The following is a 464-nucleotide window of genomic DNA, read 5'->3' as shown; positions in this document are numbered from 1 at the left end:
GGCGCGACCCGGCGCGGCTGCAGCCGCTGGGCGCGAACGTGCCGGTGCATGCCATGGAAGCACTGCCTGCGCACCGGGAGCAGCTCGACGTGCTGGTGCTGTGCGGCGGCTCCAAGGACGACCTGCCCGAGCAGAGCCCGCGCCTGGCAGCGCTCTTCAGCCTGGTGGACAGCTTCGACACCCACGCGCGCATCCCCGAGCATTTCGAGGCGGTGGACGCCGCCGCCCGCGCGGCCGGCACCACGGCGCTGATCTCGGCCGGCTGGGATCCCGGCATGTTCTCGCTGCAGCGCCTCATGGGCGAGGCCCTGCTGCCGGACGGCGCCACCTACACCTTCTGGGGCAAGGGCCTGAGTCAGGGGCATTCGGATGCGATCCGCCGCGTGCCGGGCGTGGCCGGCGGGGTGCAATACACCATCCCGGTGGACGAGGCCGTCGAGCGCGTGCGCAGCGGCAGCCGGCCG

Annotated in this window: 1 protein-coding gene; it reads left to right on the top strand. The window is 73.7% G+C overall.

Going from position 1 to position 464, the window contains the following annotated elements; genetic code table 11:
* The coding region (locus tag A612_RS11625; protein ID WP_019374647.1) for a diaminopimelate dehydrogenase at positions 1–464 on the top strand (464 nt) is incomplete at both ends.

Source organism: Melaminivora alkalimesophila (assembly GCF_000282995.1).
In the GTDB taxonomy this organism is placed as follows: domain Bacteria; phylum Pseudomonadota; class Gammaproteobacteria; order Burkholderiales; family Burkholderiaceae_C; genus Melaminivora; species Melaminivora alkalimesophila.
This window is presented reverse-complemented; position numbering and strand designations above follow the sequence as displayed.